The organism is Burkholderia sp. FW306-1C-G01B, from assembly GCF_058781685.1.
The window spans coordinates 37,236-52,863 of the sequence record NZ_JBYSWZ010000012.1 but is presented as its reverse complement, the minus strand read 5'-3'; the positions used below and the strand labels follow the sequence as shown (position 1 = coordinate 52,863).

Annotated in this window: 12 protein-coding genes and 1 pseudogene; 5 read left to right on the top strand and 8 right to left on the bottom strand. The window is 67.2% G+C overall.

Annotated features, from left to right (window positions below; genetic code table 11):
- The first annotated feature begins 41 nt into the window (after positions 1-41).
- Positions 42-929, top strand: a complete 888-nt coding sequence (locus AC3WLY_RS23310; RefSeq protein WP_175960222.1) for a LysR family transcriptional regulator — start codon at positions 42-44, stop codon at positions 927-929.
- A gap of 243 nt (positions 930-1,172) precedes the next feature.
- On the opposite strand, the gene AC3WLY_RS23305 is transcribed toward AC3WLY_RS23310, so the two are convergent.
- Complete coding sequence (locus tag AC3WLY_RS23305) at positions 1,173-2,678, bottom strand: M81 family metallopeptidase (RefSeq protein WP_492309780.1); 1,506 nt, start codon at positions 2,676-2,678, stop codon at positions 1,173-1,175.
- Between the two features lie 73 nt (positions 2,679-2,751).
- The gene (locus tag AC3WLY_RS23300; RefSeq protein WP_175960105.1) at positions 2,752-4,056 is read right to left on the bottom strand and encodes an MFS transporter; all 1,305 of its coding nucleotides are present in this window, start codon (positions 4,054-4,056) and stop codon (positions 2,752-2,754) included.
- A gap of 140 nt (positions 4,057-4,196) precedes the next feature.
- On the opposite strand from AC3WLY_RS23300, the gene AC3WLY_RS23295 reads away from it, so the two are divergent.
- On the top strand, positions 4,197-5,165 hold the full coding sequence (locus tag AC3WLY_RS23295) for a LysR family transcriptional regulator (RefSeq protein WP_175960106.1): 969 nt from the start codon (positions 4,197-4,199) through the stop codon (positions 5,163-5,165).
- A 40-nt stretch (positions 5,166-5,205) separates the two neighbouring features.
- Here the strand turns inward: AC3WLY_RS23295 and AC3WLY_RS23290 are convergent.
- Positions 5,206-6,081, bottom strand: a pseudogene (locus AC3WLY_RS23290) (LysR family transcriptional regulator); the annotation flags it as partial.
- A gap of 97 nt (positions 6,082-6,178) precedes the next feature.
- Between AC3WLY_RS23290 and AC3WLY_RS23285 the strand changes: the two are divergent.
- A complete protein-coding gene (locus AC3WLY_RS23285; RefSeq protein WP_175960107.1) occupies positions 6,179-6,619 on the top strand; it encodes a PACE efflux transporter in 441 nt (146 codons plus the stop codon).
- Positions 6,620-6,711: 92 nt separating this feature from the next.
- Here AC3WLY_RS23285 and AC3WLY_RS23280 read toward each other — a convergent pair whose 3' ends face one another.
- The 5 genes from AC3WLY_RS23280 to AC3WLY_RS23260 form a co-directional block, all read right to left on the bottom strand.
- Complete coding sequence (locus AC3WLY_RS23280; protein ID WP_175960108.1) at positions 6,712-7,563, bottom strand: alpha/beta fold hydrolase; 852 nt, start codon at positions 7,561-7,563, stop codon at positions 6,712-6,714.
- 247 nt (positions 7,564-7,810) lie between these two features.
- On the bottom strand, positions 7,811-8,152 hold the full coding sequence (locus tag AC3WLY_RS23275; protein WP_492309781.1) for a DUF3579 domain-containing protein: 342 nt from the start codon (positions 8,150-8,152) through the stop codon (positions 7,811-7,813).
- Positions 8,153-8,177: 25 nt separating this feature from the next.
- Positions 8,178-9,539 (bottom strand): sigma-54-dependent transcriptional regulator, encoded by a 1,362-nt coding sequence (locus AC3WLY_RS23270; RefSeq protein WP_492309782.1) that lies wholly within the window; start codon positions 9,537-9,539, stop codon positions 8,178-8,180.
- Positions 9,529-11,412 (bottom strand): sensor histidine kinase, encoded by a 1,884-nt coding sequence (locus AC3WLY_RS23265; protein ID WP_175960111.1) that lies wholly within the window; start codon positions 11,410-11,412, stop codon positions 9,529-9,531. Before AC3WLY_RS23265 ends, AC3WLY_RS23270 begins: the two co-directional genes overlap by 11 nt.
- Before the next feature lie 131 nt (positions 11,413-11,543).
- Positions 11,544-12,908 (bottom strand): 2-hydroxycarboxylate transporter family protein, encoded by a 1,365-nt coding sequence (locus AC3WLY_RS23260; protein ID WP_175960112.1) that lies wholly within the window; start codon positions 12,906-12,908, stop codon positions 11,544-11,546.
- A 433-nt stretch (positions 12,909-13,341) separates the two neighbouring features.
- Here AC3WLY_RS23260 and AC3WLY_RS23255 point away from each other — a divergent pair, with 433 nt between their 5' ends.
- Entirely contained in the window at positions 13,342-14,193 is an 852-nt protein-coding gene (locus AC3WLY_RS23255; protein WP_492309783.1) for a MetQ/NlpA family ABC transporter substrate-binding protein, read from the top strand.
- Positions 14,194-14,204: 11 nt separating this feature from the next.
- The gene (locus tag AC3WLY_RS23250) at positions 14,205-15,617 is read left to right on the top strand and encodes an LLM class flavin-dependent oxidoreductase (RefSeq protein ID WP_347066688.1); all 1,413 of its coding nucleotides are present in this window, start codon (positions 14,205-14,207) and stop codon (positions 15,615-15,617) included.
- Positions 15,618-15,628 lie beyond the last annotated feature (11 nt).

Here is a 15,628-nt window from a genome sequence, read left to right as displayed (position 1 = left end):
CAACGACATTCCACCATCGACGTTCAGGTTGATGCCGGTAACTGTCTGTTGAGAATCTGAATGGTTTATCTGCCTTTGTTCGAGCGGTCGAGGCCAGTTCGTTCACGGGAGCGGCGCGCTTGCTCGGCACGACGCCGTCGAGTGTGTCGAGAAGCGTTGGAAGATTGGAGAGGCGTCTCGGCATCAGGCTGTTCCGGCGCTCGACAAGGGCTACCGTCCTGACAATGGAGGGGCAAACATACTATGAGCGCATCGCGCCGCTCATACGAGGCATCGAGGAAGCAGGTAACGCATTGACTACGTCGCCGGCCGCGGTCGGCAAACTGCGTATCAGTGTGCCCGGCGCGTTAGCGCGCATTCTGCTCGACCCACTCACCAAGGACTTGATGGCGCGTCATCCGGGCCTCCTGTTCGATGTGAACGTGAGCGACCATCATGTCGACATCATCCGCGAGGGTTTCGATCTGGTCATCAGAGCCGGACAGGTCATGGACAGCACGTTACATGCGCGGAAATTGGGCGATCTGCCGCTAGTGCTCGTGGCCTCCCCTGACTATTTGAGCCGCAACGGCGTGCCGGAATCGGCATCCGAACTAGGTATGCATCGCCACGTTCGTTACAGACTTGCCGGACGCGTGGTGCCCGTCACGTTTGCTGACGATGTGAGCGTGCAGATGGAAGGTGCATTCGACTCCGACAGCGGTGAGACCATGAGACTGGCGGCATTGAATGGACTCGGTATCGCACAGATACTGAAAGCGACGGTTCAGGAAGATGTCGACGCGGGACGTTTGTGTCCCGTGTTGCCGGAGTTGGCGTTGAGATCCGTGCCGCTTCATGTGTTGCACGGATATGGAAGAAACATGCCACTGCGAGCCAGAGTATTTATCGACTTCGTGGAGAAGCAAGTCTCGCAGTTGATGAAGTGACGCTTTTCGCTTGCGGATTCAACCTGTCGATGCAACACACTTGAAGCTGCATAGCAGCGGGGAGCGTTGCAATGAAACAGAGGCGGCGGATCTCTATACAGACGGTGCGGCGGCGTCCTGCCGCGCGCACCGCTCGTGCATGACGTTCAGCGTGCTCGCAGGACGACAATGCGTGACGCCACAGGCACATCCGTGCGGAACCGATCGCGCGCCACCGCGTAACCACGCCGCCGCGTCACCGCATTACGCGCCGCCGAACGCCTGTCCCATCGGCTTCATTCGCATCCCGCGCGTGAGCCGGGTCCACGGCAGGTCTGCCGGATCGGCCTGCATCGGGCCCGGCGCCTTGGCGACCAGCACCGCGTGCGCGATGTCCTGGAAATCGGCGCGGAAGTGCACCGAGCTCTTGTTGACGAGGATCTTCATCGCCTCCGGCTCGACGCCGCCGACCCGATACAGATTGCGATCGAGCATCTGCGCCTTGCCGGTGCTCACGACGATCCGCACGCCATCGATCCGCAGGCATGCGACCGGCCCGACGTCGGCCTGCATGCCGTTCATCATCGGGCCGTCGTAGCGGCAGATACCGTCGGACAGCGCGACGACCTCGAAGCGCGCGCGAAGCGGTTCGTCGCCGGGCACGCCCGAGCCGCCGAGCGACAGGTCGATGCGCGCGCCGACCCCTGCGCGCCACGCCGCGGTCACCGCGGCCGGGTCCCACAGCAGGCCGAGCGCCGCTTCGCGCGCGCCATGACGCAGCAACGCGCGAAGCAGGCCCGTCGTATTCGAATCGCCGCCCGCGCCCGGATTGTCCTGCGTGTCGGCGATCACGACCGGCTTGCTCGCGTCCGCGGCAAGCCGCATCGCCTCGCGCACGGCGTCGTCCGGCGACAGGAACGGCACCTGCCACTTCGCCTCGTCGGCCAGCATCGCGTCGTACAGCGTCTGCACGGCGGCTTCCACCGCGTCGGTGTCGCCATAGCCCCAGATGACCGGCCCGCATTCCGGGAAATCCGCAGCCGGAAAGCCCGGCGCGAACGACAGCGACACCACGCCGCCGGTTTCGAGTGCCGCGAGGCGCGCGTACATCGCACGAGCAGGATCGAGCAGCGTGCACATCCCGTTGATCGGGATCAGGAACGGCAGCCGCCGCGCCGCACGACGCAGCGGGCCGCGGTTTGCGAGCCGGCGTTCGAGCAGGCGTTCGAGCAGCGCGGCCGCGCGTTCGCCGGTTTCCGCCATGTCCACGTGCGGATACGTGCGAAAGGCGACCAGCGCGTCGGCGCGGCTCAGCATCAGGTCGGTCACGTTCGCGTGCAGGTCGAGCGACGCGACCACCGGCACGTCCGGGCCGACCGCGGTGCGGACGCGGTCGAGCAGGGTGCCTTCGCCGTCGTCCGTGTGCTCGGCGACCATCGCGCCGTGCAGGTCGAGATACACCGCGTCGCAGCCGCCGTGTCGCGCCGCATCGACGATCTCGCCGGCGATGCGCTCGAAGGCGTCCTCGGTGACATGGGCCGACGGGCTGGCGCCGGCCCAGATCACCGGCAGCAGGCGCCAGTCGTGCCGCTCGGCTGCGTTGATGAAGCCGCCGGCCGGAATGTTGACGTCGCGCAGGGCGAGCACGTCGGCGCCGCGCACCAGCGCGGGAAACCCTTCGCCGCGTTCGAAGTTCGCATAGGCGGCCTTGGTGGGCGCGAAGGTGTTGGTTTCATGCTGGAAACCGGCAACGAGAATGCGTCGGGTCATGAGGTCGTGTCCAGTAAAGCAGGTCGGTGTGCTTGTTCCATGGGGCGATACGGCACCGTCGCGACGCGATCGGTCACCGTGCGTCGGCGGGCAGGCGGTTCATGATCAGCGCCACGGCGCCCGCGACCATCAGCGCGACGATCACGAGCAATCCCGCCTGCATGCTGCCGGTCGCGGTGCGGATCTCGCCGATCAGCGTCGGGCTGAGGAAGCCGCCGAACAGGCCGATCGTGTTGATGAGCGCGATGCCGCCGGCGGCCGCGTTGCCCGTCAGGTATTGCGACGGGATGGCCCAGAACACTGTATAGGCCGCCCACAACAGCGCCGTGGCGATCGTCATGCAGGCGAGCGATACCGCGAGATGGCCGCCGGCCCAGGTCGCGGCGGCCAGCGCGGCGGCGCCGACGATGGCCGACACGGCGCTGTGCAACCGGCGCTCGCCGCGACGGTCCGAGCGCCGGCCGATCACGAGCATCGCGCACGCGGCGCCGACATACGGAATCATCGAATAGAAGCCGATCTGCATCGTGTCGGTCACGCCGTTGGCCTTGAGAATCGACGGCAGCCAGAAGCTGACCGCGTAGATGCCGCAGATCATCGTGAAGTACGCGAAGGCCAGCAGGTAGACGCGCGGGTCGCGTGCGGCCTGCCCGAACGCGTGGTGGCCGGCCGCGGGCACCGGCAGCTCGGTGGCGAGCAGGTTTTTCTCACGGTCGCTCAGCCACGCCGCATCGTCCGGGCGATCGGCCAGTAGCTTCAGTACCAGCAGGCCGAGCACCGCACACGGCAAACCTTCCACGACGAACATCCACTGCCAGCCGGCCAGTCCGTGTGCGCCATCGAGGGCTGTCATCAGCCAGGTCGACAGCGGCGAGCCGACGATGCCGCCGATCGGCCCGGCCATCATCACGACGGCCATCACGCCGGCCATGCGGCGCGGGCCGTACCAGTAGGTCAGGTAGAAGATCATGCCCGGCGCGAAGCCGGCCTCGAACACGCCGAGCAGAAAGCGCAGCACGTAGAACGACGTGGTGTCGTGCACGAACATCATCGCGGCGGACGTCAGCCCCCACAGCACCATGATCCGGCTGATGGTCTTGCGCGCGCCGATCCGGGGCAGCATCAGGTTGCTCGGAATCTCGAACAGCACGTAGCCGAGGAAGAAAATGCCCGCGCCGAGGCCGTAGGCCGCGTCGGAAAAGCCGAGCGCGCTTTGCATGTGGAGTTTCGCGAAGCCGATGTTGACGCGATCCAGATACGCGAACGTATAGCAGAGCAACAGCAGCGGCAGCAGGCGCCAGTTCAGTTTGCGGTACAGCGCCTGCACCGGCGCGCTGTCGTGCGCGACCGAACGGCGGGAGGATGGGACGGCGGACATGTCTCTCTCCAGTGGCGTGAGCGTCTTGCGGAATGGGTTCCGATTGCCGCATCGTCGGAGAGCCGAAAAAGCAGAGCAAGAGCAACTTAAGTGATCTAATGTTGCCCGACAGGCAACGATCGGGCGAACCGGGAACCTCCATGCGCGAACTCAACCAGCGCCGCTTGCGCTACTTCCACGAGGTGCTGACGCACGGCTCCATCCGCGGCGCGGCCGACAGCATCAATACCGCGCCGTCCGTGATCACGCGGCAGATTCGGCTGCTCGAGGAGGAGATCGGCGTCGAGCTGTTCGAGCGGCAGGCGCGCGGCGTGCGGCCCACCGAGGCGGCCGCGCATCTGCTCGAATACTGGCGCGGGTGCCGCTCGCAGCAGGAATTGTTCGAGGAGCGCCTGCAGGCGTTGCGGCGGCTGCAATCCGGCCAGGTGCGCATCGTCACCAGCGAAGGTTATGTCGACGTGCTGATGGACGAGGTGCTGACCGATTTCTGCATGCGTTATCCGAAGCTCGACGTGATCGTCGACGTCCTGCCGGTCAACAACGTGCTGCAGGAAGTGGCGGAGAGCCGCGCGCACATCGGGCTCGCGTACAACCCGCCGGCCCATCCGGAGATCGAGTATCTCGCCACGTCGTCACAGCCGGTGGTGGCGCTCGTTCATGCCGGCCATCCGCTCGCGGTGCGTGGCGGCGCGGTGTGCGCGCACGAACTTGGCGAGTATCCGCTCGCGCTGATGCCGCCGGCGTTCGGTCTCGGCCAGGTCGCGCAGATGCTCGCCTATACCGAGAACCTGCCGATCCGTCCGACGCTGACGACCAACTCCCTCGCGGTGTTGCGCCATTTCGTGAAGCGCCACGACGGCATTACGTTGATCGGCGCATTCGCGGCATATCGCGAACTCGAGAGCGGCGAACTCGTCGCGCTGCCGATCGCGCATCCGTTGTTCGATTCAGCGAAAGCGCGCCTGCTCGTGAAAGTGGGGCGGCCGCTCGGCGTCGCGGCCGATACGCTGCTGAATTGCCTGCTGCACGATATGACGATGTTCGCGGGGGCGGCTACGGGTCGGCGCCCGACCGGAAAACGGCCGCGCGTGGCGAAGCGCACGCGTTGACGGGGGCTGTCGGCAGCGGCAGCGCTCGGTCGTCGGCGCGTTCGGCCCACAGCGCGCGGACCAGTTCACTCGCCGCCTTGCCGAGCCCCGTGTGTTTCTGCCGCCGCAAATACACGGGCAGCGGCAGCCCGTTGCGGATGTTCGCGAACGCGAGCGGCGCGAGTTCGCCGTCGGCGACGTATCGCCCGATCACGGATGCGGGCAGGTTCGCCCAGCCATGCCCGGCCTTCACGAGTGCGATCGCGGTGGCCATGTCGGTCGCCTTCCACATGCGGTTGCCGATCAACGGCCGCACGTCGGTGAGCGGCCGCTCGGGATCGGCGATCACGATCTGGCGGAAGCCCGACAATCGCTCGATCGCCTCGGGCTGCGCGCATTCGGCGATGGCCGGGTGACTCGGCGCGGCAACCGCGACGAGTGTCTCGGTCCACAGCGCGTGAATCTGTTCCTGCGGATGCAGATCGAGCCCGCCGTACGCGACACAGAGATCGACGGCGCCGCGATGCAGCGCATCGACGATCGCGTCCTGCGGCGCGGTGACGATGCTGATCGCGAGCGCCGGGTATTTCGCGGCCACCGCCGTCAGCGCGCGGGCGACCGGCGCGCCGTCGATCTCAGCCGCGAGCCCGAGCCGCAACGTATCCTCGACACCTTCCGACAAGTGCTGCGCATGCGCACGCAGCGCATGCAGCCGCTCGGCGATCGCGCGCGCGTCGGGCAGCAGCGCGGCCATCGCGGCGGTCGGCGTCGGCTCGCGCGTGCCGCGATCGAACAGCACGAGGGCGAGTTCGGCCTCGAGGTTCGCGATCGCCATGCTGACCGCCGACGGTGTGCGGCCGAGCGCTCGCGCGGCGGCCGAGAACGAACCTTTGTCGATGACGGTCAGCAGCATGTCGATGTGGTCGCTGGTCAGCACGCGCGCCTCCTGTCAGAAAAATTGAAAGGACCTGACTTTTGCGGACGAAGTGCCCGCTGTAGTCTCGCCACCTGGTTCGAAACGAAGGTGGTTGGTCATGCAAGGATGGAAGAGACGCATAGTCTACGTCGTGATGTTCGAGGTACTCGGCATCCTCGTCGCGTCGTCGGTGCTCGGCATGCTGAGTGGTGCTAGCGCGGCGACGAGCGGCCTGCTTGGCGTGATGATCTCGACGACGGGTGTCATCGTCAATTTTCTGTACAACCTCGGGTTCGAGGCGTGGGAACGGCGGCGTGCGGAAACGACGCGCACCGTCGCGCGGCGCGTCGTGCATGCGATCGGCTTTCAGGCCGCGCTCGTGACGTTCCTGATTCCGCTGATCGCGTGGTGGCTCGACGTGCCGCTGCTGCAGGCATTCCTGTACGACGCGGTGCTGATCGTGTTCTTCCCGATCTTCACGTTCACGTACAACTGGGCGTTCGACAGCGTGTTCGGGTTGCCGGATGCGGTGACGCGCAAGGCGGCGCCGGCTGCGTGATGCAGAGGGATGCGAAACGATGCGGACAGCTCTGCGCCGTTTCGCTTCTGCAAGAGAGAGGAAGACGGGCGGCGCGCATGCCGCCCGCGACGTTACGCGGCGACGAACTCGTGCACGTAGCGGTTGAACACGGCCGGGCTCGCCGCATTCATCCCGTGCGACGCACCGGCGACGGTCTGCCGTTGCGCATCGCCGATCCACTGCGACAGCGTGTCGACGTTGTGGCGGAACATCTTCGGGCTGCGCTGGCCGTCGATCAGCAGCGTGCGGCATGCGATGTCGCCGGCCGTGTGCTGCGAATACGCGGGCAGCGGGTCGCGCAACTGCTTCGGCAGCGTGCTCGCGTTGTCGATCGCCATCGTGCGGAAGCGCGACGTGCTTTTCTTCCATGCGCCCGGCAGGCTCACCGAGTCGACGAACATTTCGAGGCCCGCTTCGACTTCGCCCTGCTCGATCAGGTTCACCGCCTTCGTGCGCAGCGCGAGCGCGGCGGCCGGCAGCGCGGCTTCGCGCACGCCCTGCTGTTGCAGCGGGCCGCCCGGATCGGCAAGCGTGAGCGATTCGACGAGGTGCGGATGCTGGCGCGCGACGTTGAACGCGACGCTGCCGCCACGCGAATGGCCGACCAGGTGCACGGGGCCGAGATCGAGCGCGTCGATGAATTCGGCGAGCTCGTCGACGTGGTTCTGCCAACTGAACTCGTCCTGGATGCCCGCTTCGACGGCCGGCCAGTAATGGCTGAGGCTCGGCGCGATGCAGCGGTAGTGGGCCGACAGCGACGCAAGCTGCGGATCCCAGTAGCGGTAGTCGCACAGCGAGCCGTGCACGAACACCATCGGCGCGCCGCTGCCCCGCTCGACATACGGCAGGCTGATGCCTGACGAAAGCGTCGCAAATTGCAGGTCGGGGTTCGCGAGCACGGACGGCTCGATTCGCATGTTCATGACTGAAAGACTCAAAGGTGCGTCAACACGACGCAACTATGCATCACGGCGACCTGCAAGGAAAACGCATAATTTTCATCGTGACGATCAATTTTATTGATGGCTGTGCCGGAAACCCCTGTCGGAGCGTGGTCATATGTCGAAGCCTTCAATCATCTGACGATTTATTTCGGCGGAGAAAGGGCGTGCGGCGGCTTGCGCACATGCGCAAACGCACCGGAAAAAGAGGGAAGCAGGGGGCTGCGCGTCAGCGCACCGTCAACGCCGGCGCGGCCTGCAGCTCGACGGGCAGATCGTTGTCGGCCGCGAACTGCATCGCGAAGTCGAACGCGTCCGCGCATACGCCGCGCAATTCGTCCGACACGAACAGGCATTTGACGCCGCCGTCGACGACCGGCATCGCGAGCCGCGACAGCGCGCACGGATAGCCGGGCCGCCGTTCGCCGACGAACAGCGTGATGACGCCCGCGAGGCGTTCGGGCCAGTCGCTGGGGCGGAAGGTCTTCCGCGCGCGCGTGACGCCGCGGATCAGGTGGCCGTGGGTTTGGTCGATGAGGCGGCCGTGTTCGGTGACTTCGATGCGATCCATGCTGTGGTGCGTGTCCTTGTCCGCGTCATTCGCCGCCGTCGGCCGCCGCGTCGCCGCGCGCGGGAATCCGCAGGTTGCGCAGCTTGTGATAGAGCGTTTTCTTCGGCATGCCGAGCGCGACGCTTGCGTCCGCAACGTTGCCGTGGTGACGCTGCAGCATGTCCTCGATCAGCATCCGTTCGAAATACGCGAGCTGTTCCGCGAGCGTGCCGCCCACGGCTGGCGCGCCGCCCGACGACAGCAGGCTGTCGCCGGTCAGCCCGAGCACGAAGCGGTCGGCCACGTTCTGCAGCTCGCGCACGTTGCCGGGCCACGCGTGCGTCATCAGTTCGGACACCTGCGCAGCCGTGACGACCGGCGCCGGCTGCCCGAAGCGCCGCGCGGCCGCGAGCACGAAATGCTCGAACAGCAGCGGCACGTCCTCGCGCCGCTCGCGCAGCGGCGGCAGCTCGATCTGCGCGACGTTGAGGCGATACAGAAGATCCGCGCGAAAGCGCCCGTCGGCCGCGAGTTCGGCGAGATCGGCCTTCGACGCGGCAACCACGCGGCAGTCGACCGGAATCAGCTCGTTCGCGCCGAGCCGCTCGACCACGCGCTCCTGCAGCACGCGCAGCATCTTGATCTGCAGCGAAATCGGCATCGTCTCGATCTCGTCGAGGAACAGCGTGCCGCCGTGCGCCCATTCGATCTTGCCGATGCGCTTCTTGATCGCGCCGGTGAACGCGCCGGCTTCGTGGCCGAACAGTTCGCTCTCGAAGATCTGCTCGGGCAGGCCGCCGCAGTTCAGCGCGACGAAATGCGCGTCGCGCCGGCCGCCGAAGTCGTGCAGGCTGCGCGCGATCAGTTCCTTGCCGGTGCCGGTTTCGCCGGTGATCAGCACCGACACCGACGTATCGGCGAGGCGCAGGATTTTCTTGCGCACGTCGGCCATCGCGGGCGACTTGCCGAGCACGTACGCCTCGATGCCCTGCCAGTTGTCGAGCGCCGCGCGCAGCCCCTGCACCTCGAGCGTCAGGCGGCGCTTCTCGACCGCGCGCGCGACGCGGCCGGCGATCACGTCCGACGAGAACGGCTTCTCGATGAAGTCGTACGCACCGACCTGCATCGCGCCGACGGCCGTCGAGATATCCGCGTGGCCGCTGATCAGCACGACCGGGATCTGCGCATCGACGGCCATCACGCGGTCGAGCAGCTGCAGCCCGTCGATGCCCGGCATCCGCACGTCCGACACGATCACCACCGGCGCGCCGGGTGCGACATACGCGAGCGCGTCGGCGGCCGACGCGAACGCGTCGACCGGGAACCCGGCGAGCGCGACGGCCTGCTCGACGCCGATCCGGACGTTTTCATCGTCCTCGACGACCAGCACCCGAATCTCATCTTCCATGCTCTGTCCTTTGCAGCGTCGCCGCCGCGAATTCGATACTGAACTGCGCGCCGCCTTCGTCGCGGTTCGTCGCGGCGATCTTCGCGCCGAACGCCTCGACGATGCGCGACGTGATCGCGAGGCCGAGCCCGAGGCCCTGGCCGCGCGGCTTGGTCGTGACGAACGGCTCGAACAGGTGCGGCAGCACGTCGGGCGCGATGCCGGCGCCGCTGTCGGCGATCGTGAAGCGCACGCGGCCGGCTTCGTCCGGTTCGGCCGCCTCGATGACGATGCGGCGCACGGGCGCGTCGTGCACCGCGTCGAGCGCGTTGCCGAGCAGGTTCACGATCACCTGCTGTAACTGGCTCGATTCAGCGGACACCGCCGTGCCGGGCGCGATGTTCACGTCGAGCCGCACGCCTTCGTCGCGGATTCGCGCGTCGTAGATGAGCCGCGCATGCGCAACGGCCTCGTTCAGCGACACCGCGACGCGCTCGACGTCGGGCTTGCGCGCGAAGGTTTTCAACTCGCCGGTGAGCACGGCCATGCTGTCGACGAGCTTGCCGATCCGTTCGAGATTGGCATCCGCCTGCGCCGGCTGGCCGCGCGCGAAGAACGTGCGCGCGTTGTCGCACAGCGTGCGGATCGCGACGAGCGGCTGGTTCAGCTCGTGCGTGAGGCCGGCGGCCATCTGCCCGAGCACCGCGAGCTTGCCCGCGTGCACGACTTCCTGCTGCGAATCGCGCAGCCGCTGCTCGGTGCGCTCGCGCTCGTCGATCTCGTTCTGCATCCGCTCGTTCGCGGCCGTCAGCGCGGCCGTGCGCTGCGCGACGGTCAGTTCGAGCCGGTCGTTCGCGCGGCGCAGCGCATCCTGTGCGCTCAGCCGCGCGACGATCGCCCGGCGGCGCTGGATCGCGTAGCCGGCCAGCAGCGCGGCGATCAGGAACGCGCCCGTGACGAACACGAACGCCGTCTGCTGCTGGCGCCGCGCGCCCGCGATGTCGAGCAGCACCATCAGCGAATCGCCGGCCTGCGGCGCGGGCCGCGACATCACCAGATAGCGCGTGCTGCGGCCGGCGCGGCGCGGATCGGGGAACGCGCCGAGCCACGCGGCCGCGCTGCGCTCGCCGATGTGGCGGTACGGCAGCGCGTCGACGGTACGGCCCGCGTATTGGCGCGACGCCTGGATGTCGTGCTGCTGCTGCGCGGTGATCGGGCGCAGCGCGGTGAATTTCCATGCGGGTTCGGTCGAGATCACGACCACGCCGTTGCTGTCGACGACCATCGCGGCGACGCCCGGCGCGCGCCATGCCGATTCGAGCGAATCGACGCTGATCTTCACGGCGGCCACGCCGATCGGCACGCCGTCGTCGCGCACCGCGCTGGCGAAGTAGACGCCCGGCACGCCCGTGTTGGTGCCGATGCCGAAGAAGCGGCCGCTGCCGCGCGCGAGCGCGTCCTTGAAGTACGGCCGGTACGACACGTTGGTGCCGACGAAGCTGATCGTCTCGTTCCAGTTGCTGGCGGCGATCACTTCGCCCTGCAGGTCGATCACGTCGACCGCGCCGCTGCCCGCGTCGCGGTTCACGGCTTCGAGGTACGTGTTCACCTTGTGCACGAGGTCGGGCGCGTCGTGCGGCGCGGCCTTCAGCATCGCACGCACGCCGTCCTGCCGCGCGACCAGGCCGGGCAGGATCTCGAAGCGGCCGAGCTCGCTCTTCAGGCTCGACGCATACAGGTCGAGCCGGTGCGCGCCGGTTTCCTCGAGCGCGTCGATCGCGCGTTCCCATGCGAAATCGACGGCCGCAGCGGCCACGCCGACATACAGCACGGCGGTCAACCCCCAACCCCACCACGGGATTCCCTTGAAGCTTTTCTGCACGTTCGCCCTCATCGAAACCCGCAACCGGTCGTCCGGAACCGGCCGTCCGCAACCGGCCGTCCGGAACGACGCGCGCCGCGCGCCGGCAAGGCCGGCGGCGGCGCGTGCGAAGCAGCCGGCGCGACGGGGCGCGCGGCGGAGCGTCACCCGAAGTGCGCGACCAGGATCAGCGTCACCGTGACGACGATCGCGCCGCCGATGCGCGTCGCGATCTGCGCGAACGGCATCAGCTGCATCCGGTTCGCGGCGGTCAGGATCGCGACGTCGCCGGTGCCGCCTTGCCCGCTATGGCACGCGTTCACGATTGCGGTGTCGATAGGGTACATCTTCATCAGGCGGCCGACCACGAAACCGGTGCCCATCAGCGTCGCGACGGTCGACACGATCGTCACGACGTTGACGATCGTGAATGCGGCGGTCAGCTTGTCCCACGGCGTCATCGCGACGCCGATCGCGAACAGCAGCGGATACGTGACGGCGGTCGAGAAGAACTTGTAGACGACGAACGCGCCTTCCTGCAGCGGCGGCGACACCGCGCGCGCGAGCTTCACGAGCACCGCGAGGAACAGCATCGCGACCGGTGCGGGCAGGCCGAACAGCTTGTGCGCCATCAGGCCGACGAGGTACAGCGTGATCGCCGTGATGCCGGCGCCCGCGATGTGCGTGACGTCGACGTGGCCGCGGATTTCTTCGTTTTCCGGCGTCATGTCGCCGGTTTCGCCGACCTGCAGGCGGCCGTTGCCCGTCAGGTGCGGCAGGCGCTTGCCGAGCATGTCGAGCGCGCCCGACAGGATGATCGCGGTCAGGCTGCCGAGCATCACCGACGGCAGCACCATCGCGAACATCTCGCCTTGCGGCAGGTGCATCAGTTCCGAATAGCCGATCGACAGCGGAATCGCGCCTTCGCCGACGCCGCCGGCCATGATCGGCACGACGATGTACAGCAGCGTGTGGCGCGCGCCGAGGCCGAGCGCGGTGCCCACCGCCGTGCCGACGATCGCCGCGGCGACCGAGCCGACGGCGAGCGGGACGAAGATCTTCACGAAGCCCTGGATCAGCACGCGGCGATCCATGCTCAGGATGCTGCCGACGATGATCGAAGCGATGAACAGGTACAGGAAGTTGGTCGACTTCGTGAATTCGACCGTCAGGTTCAGCACCGGCTTCGGCAGCACGTGGTAGTACGTGAGCGCCGACGGCACGAAGGTCGCGAAAATCGCGGCCGCGCCGATGTTGCGCAGCAGCGGCAGGCGCTTGCCGAGTTCCGCGCACGTGAAGCCGAAGAACGCGAGCACGGCGATCGCCATCGAGATTTCGCCGGGCACCTTGCCCGTCACCGCGAAGCCGACGATCAACCCGAACAGGATCACGTAGACCGGCAGCGGGATGATGCCGACGCGGATTTCCATCAGCTTCCACCAGCCTTCCGGCCAGAAGCGTGCGCGCGTGGCGGGGCCGGCTTCGGCAATCGGCTCGGGATGGGACGGGGTATGGATAGAGGTCTGCAAGACGTGTCTCCTGATGTTGGAATGCCTGCTTTGCTTCGCGGCATCGTGTGCCGACTATTACGCAACCTCCGTGCCAAGGTGTCGGCCTGTCGGCTTGTTTGCAGATCGTTGATTCATAATGGATTTTTATCGTCTGCGGAAAGGGCGGCGCGAAGGCCGTTCCGAGATTTCGGAATTCGCGCGGCAGGCAGGCCGAGATTTCGGCCGGATGGCCGGCCTGCTACTCGGCCGGACCCCCGGCCGCGCCCGATCGCCCGCCATATCGCCGCGCGCGATTTTCTTCGCACAATCGCTTCGTAGACCGCCCCCTCGCCGCTCTCTATCATCGGCTGATCCTTTTCCGATGCGACGACGACTGTCCGGAGAACGCCCGCGCGTTCGCCGCGGCGTCGCTCATCCGTCGATACCGTCTTTGGACAGGAGAGTGGTTTCCATGCTGCATGCCGTTTTTTCCGCCCGCTTTTCCTCCGGCCGCTTCGCGCGGCCGGCCCGCCTGCTGGCGGCCGTGCTGCTCGCCGGGTTGTTCGGCGTCGGGCTGCCGAACGGCGCACGCGCCGACACCGCGCCGCTGAAGGTCGGCATCTCGACCAGCCCGCAGATCGAAGCGCTGAAGATCGCCGCGAAGGAGGCGAAGGCGCAGGGGCTCGACGTGAAGATCGTCGAGTTCACCGACTGGAATACGCCGAACGCGGCGCTCGCGAACAAGGACATCGACGTCAACTATTTCCAGCACATCCCGTTTCTCGAGAACGCGAACAAACAGGGCGGCTACAACTTCGTGTCGATCGCGCCCGGCACGATCATGAAGATCGGCCTCTATTCGAAGAAGGTGAAAAGCTTTGCCGAGCTGAAGGACGGCGCGCGCGTCGCGATCGCGAACGATCCGGTGAACGGCGGGCGCGGGCTGTTGCTGCTGCAGCGCGCGGGCCTGATCGCGCTGAAGCCGGGCGCCGACTATCGCGCGACGACGCACGACATCGTGTCCAACCCGAAGCACCTGAAGATCATCCCGCTCGAAGCGTCGCAGCTCGCGCGTTCGCTCGACGACGTCGACCTCGCGCAGGGCTACCCGAGCTTCATCAAACTCGCCGGCACGACCGACCCGAACAGCGCGCTGCTGTTCGACGGCACCGAGAACAAGATCTTCGCGATCCAGTGGGTCGTGCGGCCCGACAGCGTGAACGACCCGCGCATCCGCAAGTTCATCGCGATCTACCAGCACTCGCCGGCCGTGCGCCGTGCGCTCGACAACGCGTTCGGCTCGCTGTACGCGATCGCGTGGTGACGGAGGCTGACATGACGACGGCGAACCGGAAGAAGATCCTGCTCAACGCATTCAACATGAACTGCGTCGGGCACATCAATCACGGGTTGTGGACGCATCCGCGCGACCGCTCCGCGCACTACACCGATCTCGACTACTGGGCCGATCTCGCGAAGACGCTCGAACGCGGCAAGTTCGACGGGATCTTTCTCGCGGACATCGTCGGCGTGTACGACGTGTTCGGCGGCGGCCCCGACGCCGCGCTGCGCGAATCCGTGCAGGTGCCCGTCAACGATCCGCTGCTGCTCGTGCCCGCGATGGCGCAGGTCACGCGGCATCTCGGCTTCGGCGTGACCGCGAACCTGACCTACGAGCCGCCTTACCTGTTCGCGCGCCGCATGTCGACGCTCGATCACCTGACGAAAGGGCGCGTCGGCTGGAACATCGTCACCGGTTATCTCGACAGCGCCGCGCGCGGGATGGGCCTCGCGCAGCAGATCGGCCACGACGACCGCTACGAGCGCGCGGACGACTACATGGACGTCGTCTACAAGCTGTGGGAACAGAGCTGGGACGACGACGCGGTGATCCGCGATGCACAGGCACGCGTGTTCGCGCAGCCGGGCAAGGTGCGGCGCGTGAAGCACGACGGGCCGTTCTATTCGGTCGACGCGATCCACCTGAGCGAGCCGTCGCTGCAGCGCACGCCGGTGCTGTACCAGGCCGGTTCGTCCGCGCGCGGCGTCGAGTTCGCGGGCCGGCATGCGGAATGCGTGTTCGTGAACGGGCAGAGCAAGGCGGCCGCGCGAGCGGCGGCGCTCGACATCCGCGCGGCCGCCGCGCGGCAGGGGCGCGACCCGGCGTCGATCCGGATCTTCGCGGGCGTGAGCGTCGTGACGGCCGAGACCGAGCGGCTCGCGCGCGAGAAATTCGACGAATACCGGCGCTACGCGAGCCCCGAAGCCGGCCTCGCGCACTTCGCGAGCTCGACCGGCATCGACTTCGCGAAGTACGGCCTCGACGAACCGATCTCGTACGTGAAGACCGATTCGATCCAGTCGGCCGTCGACGCGATCTCGCGCAAGAGCACGACCGGCACGTGGACCGTGCGCCGGATGCTCGAACAGATGTCGCTCGGCGGCCGCTACGCGCCGATCGTCGGTTCGCCGTCGCAGGTCGCGGACGAGCTGCAGTCGTGGATCGACGAGACGGGCATCGACGGCTTCAACCTGACGCGCACCGTGATGCCCGAGTCGTTCGAGGATTTCGTCGACTGGGTCGTGCCCGAGCTGCAGAACCGCGGCGTCTACAAGGAAGACTACGATCCCGCGCCGACGCTGCGCGAGAAGCTGTTCGGCGCGGGCGCACGCCTGCCTGCATGGCACACCGGCGCACAGCATCGGCCGGCCGCCGCGCCCGAACCCGCGCATCCCGCGCACGCCTGAACGTGACGGAG